Origin of the sequence: Flavobacterium sp. (genome assembly GCF_003525665.1) — a bacterium.
GTDB lineage: Bacteria > Bacteroidota > Bacteroidia > Flavobacteriales > Flavobacteriaceae > Flavobacterium.
Window position 1 is genome coordinate 1 of the sequence record NZ_DQDX01000206.1, and the last position, 8413, is coordinate 8413.

Genomic DNA, 8413 nt, shown 5'->3' on the forward strand with positions numbered 1-8413 from the left:
GTTTTTCTTGGTTGTATGTAAATTAATTGTAATCAAAAATTGAGATTAAAAATCCTAATTTAGTTTGAGGAATTTTTAGAAAAGTTATCAATATAAATTTTTAGTTTTTCAACAGAAATTAACAATCAAACTTATCTACAAAAACTATACTTTTTCACTTATTAACAACTGTTGATTGTTTCTAAAAATCGCTTCAAAATGAACGAATTAGTTTCTTAAAAGTATGTTAATAAATCGGTATAAATAATCATAACTAAAAAAATACCTTTTAAAAAATAAAGTTATTGTAGTAATTAACACGCTATAATAACCATCAAAAATTTAATTAAATTTAAAATATTTTTTTGTTGTATTTAATATATGTTGACAACTTTCAAATTTTTTAGAGAAAAGAAAATAGAAAATAGACTATACGATATCTAGATTAGTATTTAAGTCGTTCAAAATTTCTTTTACAACTTCTATATCGTTTGGATGAATTTTTAAATGAATTCCGCCGTAAGCAAAACTCGCTAATGGATCGACAGAAATTAAATTTTCGTTTTGAAAGAAATAGTCAATTTCTCTATTGTCTAAAATCGATTTTAAAACCGTAATTTCATGAGCAAAATTAAAGGTTGCAATCGTTACAAAGTCGTTCATTTTAATTTTTTTATAAAGATACAAAAGTTATATTTTAGATAAATCTAACTGTTAATCACTATTTACTAATTACTATTCACTAATTTTATACTTTATAAGAACAGAAATTATGAGTAAACCACCAAAAAAGTTTGGAAAAAAACCGAAAACTTATTCGGAAAAAATATTAAAAATACTATCACAAAACGCAAATAAACCATTCAATTACAAGCAAATATGTGCTGTTCTTGAATTGACTGATACCAAAAGCAGAAACGAAATTATTAAAGATTTAAAAATTCTTGCTGCTCAAAAAGTTATTATTGAAAACGAACCTGGAAGTTATTTAGTGAAAGCAGTTTCGCAAGATTACTACGAAGGAACTATTGATATGACATCTAGAAGAACTGCTTATTTTATTTGTGACGAATTTGAAGATGATGTTTTTATTCCCACAAATAACCTGAACCACGCTTTAGATAAAGACAAAGTTAAGGTTTATGTTTACAACCGTAGAAAAGGTAAAAAGCCTGAAGGTGAAGTCATTGAAGTTCTAGAGAGAAGTAAAACCGAATTTGTTGGAGTTATTGACATTCAAAAGAATTTTGCTTTTGTAACTACTGCCAATGCCAAAATGTACACCGATATTTTTATTCCAAAAGATAAATATAACGGAGCTGAACAAGGTGATGTTGTTGTAGTTCGAATTGAAGATTGGCCAAAGAAAGCCGATTCACCATTTGGTTCGGTAATCAATGTTTTAGGAAAACCTGGTGAACATGATACCGAAATTCATGCGATTTTAGCCGAATATGGTTTGCCGTATGATTTCCCAGTTGAAGTGGAAGTTTTTGCTCAAAAATTAGACACAGCCATTCATCCAGAAGAAATTGCAAAGCGTCGTGACATGCGCGATACGTTGACGTATACCATTGATCCAAAAGATGCCAAAGATTTTGATGATGCTTTATCGTTTAAAAAATTAGAAAATGGAAACTACGAAATTGGAATTCACATTGCCGATGTTTCTCATTATTTGCAAGAAGGAACCATTCTAGATGAGGAAGCTTACAATCGCGGAACTTCGGTTTATTTGGTAGATAGAGTTGTACCGATGTTACCCGAAGTTTTATCTAATTTTGCTTGTTCTTTGCGTCCAAATGAAGAAAAATATACGTTTTCAGCCATTTTCGAAATCGATCATAAAGCAACCGTTATCAATCAGTGGTTTGGAAGAACAGTTATCAATTCAGATCAACGATTTTCGTATGAAGAAGCCCAAGTAATTATCGAAACAAAAGCGGCTACAATTCCGGCAGAAATTTCGTTAACCGGAAAAGAATACAATGCATCCGATGAAATTACAGAAGCTACTTTAAAATTAGACGAATTAGCTAAAATTCTTCGTAGAAAAAGAATGAGTGAAGGTGCCATTTCATTTGATAAAGTAGAAGTAAAATTCAATCTTACAGAAGATGGCGAACCAGAAGGAGTTTATTTCAAAGTATCGAAAGATGCCAATCATTTGATAGAAGAATTCATGCTTTTAGCAAATAGGAAAGTTGCTGAATATATCGGAAAACAAAAGAAAACATTTGTTTATAGAATTCACGATGAACCTAATGAAGACAAGCTTTTTGCAATGCAAGCTTTGATTTCTAAATTTGGTTACAAGATAGATTTACGTGATAAAAAAGACATTTCTAAATCGTTAAACCAATTAATGTCAGACGTTAACGGAAAGAAAGAACAAAATTTAATTGATACGTTGGCAATTCGAACAATGAGCAAAGCCAAATATTCGACAGAAAATATTGGTCACTACGGATTAGCATTTGATTATTACAGCCATTTTACATCGCCAATTAGACGTTATCCTGACGTTATGGTACATCGATTACTTCAATATTATTTGGATGGCGGAAAATCGGTTTCTGCAGAACTATTTGAAGAAAAATGCGAACATTCTAGTAATATGGAAAGTTTGGCTACAAATGCTGAACGTGATTCGATAAAATACATGCAAATAAAATACATGCAAGATCACAAAGACGAAGAGTTTTTGGGAGTTATTTCTGGTGTAACCGAATGGGGAATTTACGTTGAAATTGTATCGAATAAATGCGAAGGAATGTGTAGAATTCGTGAAATAAAAGACGATTATTACACGTTTGATGAAAAGCAATATGCGCTTGTAGGTGAAATTTCTAAGAGTTTGTTACAATTAGGCGACGAAGTTTACGTTAAAGTAAAGAACGCCGATTTAGTGAAAAAACAATTGGATTTTACATTTATTTGAAAAAACGAGTAGTTATTAACGCGAATTGTCATTCCGAGCGCAGTCGAGGAAATTTTTAAAAACGAATCATCATGAAAAAGTTAGTTTATAGTATATTATTTATCAGTTCATTAGCCTTTGCACAAAAAGAAAAAGAAGTTGGAGATTTCAATAAAGTTACGTCATTTGATAAAATTGATGTGATTTTAATTGCTTCCGATGAAAACAAAGTTGTGGTTGATGGTTCAGGATCTGATGATGTTGAAATTGTCAATAAAAATGGCGAATTAAAAATCAGAATGCGATTGACAAAAATGCTTTCTGGAGATAATGTTTCGGCTACTGTTTATTATAAAAATATTGATGCAGTTGAAGCCAATGAAGGCTCAAGAATTGCATCTGATGAAACTTTTGAAGCAACGACTTTTGATGTAATTGCTAAAGAAGGATCGGAAATAAAAATTAAAGTAAACGTCGATAGATTAACGCTTAGAACTGCAAATGGATCGACTGTTAAAATTTATGGAAAGGCTAAAAATCAAGAGGTTATTGTAAACTCGGGTGGAATTTATGAAGCCGAGAAACTTATTACAAATCAAACCGTAATCACCGCAAATGCTGGTGGCGATGCTGATATTTATGCAACCGATTTAGTCGATGCTAAAGTGCGTGCTGGTGGCGATATTAGAATCTTTGGTAAACCAAAACAAATCAATCAAAAAATTATCGCTGGAGGAACAATTAAAGAAGGAAATGACTAGTGATTTTTGTTTTTCAGAATAAAAGTTAGATATTTGAAAAAGAAAGTTTATTTGTGCCTTTTAAACTCATAATCTTTTAAACTCATAATCTTTTTAAATGATAAACGACATTCTATCTGCCTTACCTTGGGGAATTTTACTAGCTTTTACTGTTGGTCCGGTGTTTTTTGTACTACTTGAAACCAGTATTACTAAAGGATTTCGAGCGGCAATGGTTTTTGATTTTGGAGTAGTTTTTGCCGATTTTGTCTTCATCTTAATTGCTTATTTTTCTACCAATCAAATACTTGAAAAACTCAAAGACGATCCAGGATTATTCATTTTTGGTGGTGCAATCATGTTAGCCTACGGAATTGTTTCTTACGTAAAAGAAAGAAAGACTTATAGAAAACAATTAGAAGAAGAACTGGAAGAAGATAACATTCAGAAAAACAATTATTTAGGATTATTTTTTAAAGGATTTCTACTAAATTTTATCAACATTGGAGTATTGGCTTTTTGGATGGGAATCATCATTGTTTTTGGTCCGAAATTAAACATGGAAACCAATAGAATTATCCTTTTTATTACCTCTATAATCATAACTTATTTCGCTGTTGATATCATTAAAATAGTAGTTGCAAAACAATTAAAATCTAGAATGACGCAGCATAATATCTATAAAATTAAACGAGTTATCAGTATTATTTTAATGATTTTTGGAAGCTTTTTAATAGCACAGGGTTTCTTCCCAAAAGAAAAAGAAATGCTTCAAGAGAAGTTTGAACAGTTGAAGAATTGATTTCAAATGAAAAAGGTAATAAGTGTATTTTTCCTTTTTATTTCGATGTCGTTTTATGGACAGAATGATACTATTTCTGTTGTGTATCATACTGATAATGATTTTGTTATTCCAAAAACAACTAAAATCGTTTATAGAGGATTTTTGAACGAAGTTTTTATTGATGTTCCAAACTCAAAATCTTTTGAAGTTGAAGGAATTGGTGTTTCACAAAAAGAGAAAAACATTTACAGTATTAATCCATCATCAGGTAAAGAACTCATAATATATATTAAAGGTATTTTAATGAACGGAAAGAAATTTTCGGAAAAACATATTTTTGAAATTAGAAATGTTACAAGTCTTGAAGCTAAAATTAACAATCTTGATGGTTTTAAAGTAAGAATGCAAAAGAAAAATTTACTGAATGCAATAATCAAATGTGGTTTTCCAGACAAAAATATAGGATTAAAATGTGCTATTAAGAATTTTGAGTTGAGAATTCCTGGTTATAGTTCAATTCATATTGATGGAAATAAAATAAAAGAAGAGTATTATAAAAAAATTGTTAGCAAAATAAAGATAGGTGATGAAATAGTTTTATGTGACATAAATTTTTCTGTCAACGTAAATGCTAATGTTTGTAAAATTAACAACATTATTATTGAAATTTATTAACTAAATAAGAAATTATTTTGCATCCATTTTGTCATGTTGACGATAGTAAACATCTCACTTGCAACTGTTTAATTATTTTCTATGTGATTAACTTGTGTGATTCTTCGTTCCTCAGAATGACAAAACTGGGTTTAGATTTCTAATTATAAATCCAACTTAAATTAATTTTTTAGATTCTGAAACAAGTTCAGAATGACAAAAAGAGCTTGTGTTTTTCTGAAGGTTTTAAGAAGAGTTCTTGAGAAACTTCGTCCGGATTCGAACACAACTTTAATCAATTTTTTCTAAAAATTTAAAACAAAAAAATCGTCTCGATTGTATGTGTTTTATCAAGTCATCCTACCGATGGGAACACAACCTTAATTAATTTTAGATTCTGAAACAAGTTCAGAATGACAAAAAAGACGTTTGTATTTTCTTGAATGTTTTATGAAATCATCCTCCGGATTCGAACACAACTTTAATTAATTTTTTCTAAAAATTTAAAACAAAAAAAAGAGACACATTTCTGTATCTCTTCTTGAGGCATCGTCCGGATTCGAACCGGAGTAGGAGCTTTTGCAGAGCCCAGCCTAGCCGCTCGGCCACGACGCCAATTATTTATTGGACTGCAAATATAATATAAAAAATACAATATGCAAATTCCAAATTCCAAATTGAAAAATATACTTTTCTAAGTTTGTAATTTGGAATTTCTACTATTGGAATTTCTAATTTCTATATTCTTCCATTTCAATTGTAACCGCTTCAACATCACCACCAATAGGAGGATTTAGTTTAGAAACACCAAGTAAAATTCTAGATACAGACGGAATTTCTTTAAAGATTCTAGTGATGATTCTTTGTGCTACATGTTCCAATAATTTAGAGCGAATAGCCATTTCTTCTTCTACAATTCTGTTTAAAAGCACATAATCTACCGTATCTTTCAACTCGTCTGACACAGAAGATTTGCGTAAATCGGTTTTAATTTCAAGGTCAACTCTGTAATCTGATCCTATTTTAGCTTCTTCTTCAAGACATCCGTGAAACGAAAAAGTCCTGATATTTTGTAATTTAATTGTTCCCATTTTATTAGTTTTCAGTCTCAGTTTTCAGTCTCAGTAGCAAGTTTCTAAAAGAAAACTGAAAACTGTAAACCGAAAACTGTAAACTTTTTTATCTTTGCTAAAATTACAAAATAATTATGTCAACCGAGGAGAAATCACTTCATTTTATAGAACAAATTATAGAAGACAGTTTATCAAGCGGTTTCGCTCAAGATAAGTTACGTTTTCGTTTTCCGCCTGAGCCAAATGGGTATTTGCACATTGGTCATGCTAAGTCTATTTGTCTAAATTTTGGTTTAGGATTAAAGTACAATGCGCCAGTAAATTTGCGTTTTGACGATACTAATCCTGCCAAAGAAGAGCAAGAATATGTCGATGCTATCAAAGAAGATTTACTTTGGTTGGGCTTCAATTGGGCCGAAGAACGTTATGCTTCTGATTATTTTCAGCAGTTGTACGAATGGGCAGTTGCAATGATTAAAAACGGAAAAGCCTATGTAGATTCTCAATCTTCGGAAGAAATGGCAATTCAAAAAGGAACGCCAACACAACCTGGAGTTGATGGACCCTATAGAAATCGTTCGGTTGAAGAAAATTTACAATTATTCGAAGCTATGAAAAACGGAGATTTTCCAGAAGGAAGTCACGTTTTAAGAGCTAAAATTGATATGGCATCCAAAAATATGTTGATGCGTGATCCATTGATGTATAGAGTTTTGCATCGTCATCATCACAGAACAGGAAACGATTGGAAAATCTATCCAATGTATGATTATGCACACGGAGAAAGTGATTATATCGAACAAATTTCGCATTCTATTTGTACTTTAGAATTTGTAATGCACCGCGAATTATACAATTGGTTTTTAGATCAAATATATGATGCTACTAAAGTACGTCCAAATCAATATGAGTTTGCTCGTTTGAATTTGAATTATACTGTAATGAGCAAACGAAAACTATTGCAACTTGTTGAAGAAAAGGTTGTTAATGGTTGGGATGATCCAAGAATGCCTACAATTTCGGGTTTACGTCGTCGTGGTTATACAGCAAAATCTATTAGAAATTTCTGTGAAACTATTGGTGTTGCCAAACGTGAAAATGTAATTGATGTATCGCTTTTGGAGTTTTGTTTGCGTGAAGATTTAAACAAAACGGCGCCGCGAGTTATGGCAGTTTTAGATCCTGTGAAGTTGGTAATTACCAATTATCCTGAAGGAAAAGAAGAATGGTTGGAAGCCGAAAATAATCAAGAAGATGAAAGCGCAGGTTTTAGAAAAGTTCCATTTTCTCGTGAATTATACATTGAAAGAGAAGACTTTTTAGAAGTTGCTCCAGCAAAATTTTTCAGATTAAGTATCGGAAACGAAGTACGTCTTAAAAATGGTTATATCATTAAAGGTGAAAGTGTTATAAAAGATGTAAATGGAAACATTACCGAAATTCAAGTAACTTACGATGAAGATTCGCGTTCAGGAAGTGGAAGTGAAGCTAGTCAAAGAAAAGTGGCTGGAACATTGCATTGGGTTTCTATTTCGCATGCTATTGAAGCTGAAGTTCGACTTTATGATAGATTGTTTATCGACGAAGCACCAGATTCTCATAAAGAGAAAAACTTCTTAGAATTCATGAATAAATCGTCATTAGAAATCGTAAAAGGATTTGTAGAACCAAGTCTTGCCGATGTAAAACCAAACGATAAATTTCAGTTTCAACGATTGGGTTATTTTAATGTTGATAAAGATTCAACTGCTTCAAAATTAGTCTTTAACAAAACGGTTGGACTAAAAGATGCTTGGGAAGAAAAAGGTAAAAAAGAAGAAAATTTATTGATGAATACGTTAAAAGATCTCAATAAATATGTGAAAGAAAAAGACGAAAACGCTGCTGAAGTTATCTTAAAACCAATTGTTGAAAACATAAAAAGTATTGATAATTACAGCTTAATAATCAACACCATTCTGAAAAATATTAAGAATGATAACAATGCTTTATTGTTTGCCAATTTAGTGTTGAAATATTCAGATAAAGTTTCGTCAAAAGATATTGAAATCGAACAATTGACAAAATTATATTCGATGTCGTTGAAAAGTCAATTATTTTCGGCAAGAATTTCGGCAATTGAAAATTTAAAAAATGATGAAGCGAATTTGAAAGATTTTCAAACTCAATTATCAGAATTAAAAAATTCAGAGAAAAACGAAAAAGTATTAGAAGTTCTAAATTCGATATAATTTTAAATTATAGTTTTTATAAATAGTAAGCC

General features: G+C 30.8%; 7 protein-coding genes and 1 tRNA gene. 5 read left to right on the forward strand and 3 right to left on the reverse strand.

The window, feature by feature from the left end; translation table 11 throughout:
• Positions 1–408: 408 nt before the first annotated feature.
• Complete coding sequence (locus DIU01_RS14495) at positions 409–642, reverse strand: DUF2007 domain-containing protein (protein WP_290835674.1); 234 nt, start codon at positions 640–642, stop codon at positions 409–411.
• Between the two features lie 109 nt (positions 643–751).
• Here DIU01_RS14495 and rnr point away from each other — a divergent pair, with 109 nt between their 5' ends.
• The 4 genes from rnr to DIU01_RS14515 all read left to right on the forward strand — a co-directional run bounded on the left by rnr (position 752) and on the right by DIU01_RS14515 (position 5098).
• On the forward strand, positions 752–2920 hold the full coding sequence (gene rnr, locus DIU01_RS14500; protein WP_290835676.1) for a ribonuclease R: 2169 nt from the start codon (positions 752–754) through the stop codon (positions 2918–2920).
• Between the two features lie 71 nt (positions 2921–2991).
• On the forward strand, positions 2992–3660 hold the full coding sequence (locus DIU01_RS14505) for a head GIN domain-containing protein (RefSeq protein ID WP_290835678.1): 669 nt from the start codon (positions 2992–2994) through the stop codon (positions 3658–3660).
• Between the two features lie 97 nt (positions 3661–3757).
• Entirely contained in the window at positions 3758–4441 is a 684-nt protein-coding gene (locus tag DIU01_RS14510) for a LysE family transporter (RefSeq protein ID WP_290835680.1), read from the forward strand.
• A gap of 6 nt (positions 4442–4447) precedes the next feature.
• Entirely contained in the window at positions 4448–5098 is a 651-nt protein-coding gene (locus DIU01_RS14515) for a GldM family protein (RefSeq protein WP_290835682.1), read from the forward strand.
• Between the two features lie 523 nt (positions 5099–5621).
• Here the strand turns inward: DIU01_RS14515 and DIU01_RS14520 are convergent.
• Positions 5622–5692 (reverse strand) — tRNA-Cys (locus DIU01_RS14520).
• A 116-nt stretch (positions 5693–5808) separates the two neighbouring features.
• Positions 5809–6168 (reverse strand): dihydroneopterin aldolase, encoded by a 360-nt coding sequence (folB, locus tag DIU01_RS14525; protein WP_290835684.1) that lies wholly within the window; start codon positions 6166–6168, stop codon positions 5809–5811.
• A gap of 116 nt (positions 6169–6284) precedes the next feature.
• Between folB and DIU01_RS14530 the strand changes: the two genes are divergently transcribed.
• Positions 6285–8381, forward strand: a complete 2097-nt coding sequence (locus tag DIU01_RS14530; protein WP_290835686.1) for a glutamine--tRNA ligase/YqeY domain fusion protein — start codon at positions 6285–6287, stop codon at positions 8379–8381.
• Positions 8382–8413: the final 32 nt, after the last annotated feature.

Bases quoted from the DNA above. Each gene is read 5' to 3' on its own strand.
- DIU01_RS14495 (WP_290835674.1), bottom strand. From the start codon at position 642: ATGAACGACTTTGTAACGATTGCAACCTTTAATTTTGCTCATGAAATT.
- rnr (WP_290835676.1), top strand. From the start codon at position 752: ATGAGTAAACCACCAAAAAAGTTTGGAAAAAAACCGAAAACTTATTCG.
- DIU01_RS14505 (WP_290835678.1), top strand. From the start codon at position 2,992: ATGAAAAAGTTAGTTTATAGTATATTATTTATCAGTTCATTAGCCTTT.
- DIU01_RS14510 (WP_290835680.1), top strand. From the start codon at position 3,758: ATGATAAACGACATTCTATCTGCCTTACCTTGGGGAATTTTACTAGCT.
- DIU01_RS14515 (WP_290835682.1), top strand. From the start codon at position 4,448: ATGAAAAAGGTAATAAGTGTATTTTTCCTTTTTATTTCGATGTCGTTT.
- folB (WP_290835684.1), bottom strand. From the start codon at position 6,168: ATGGGAACAATTAAATTACAAAATATCAGGACTTTTTCGTTTCACGGA.
- DIU01_RS14530 (WP_290835686.1), top strand. From the start codon at position 6,285: ATGTCAACCGAGGAGAAATCACTTCATTTTATAGAACAAATTATAGAA.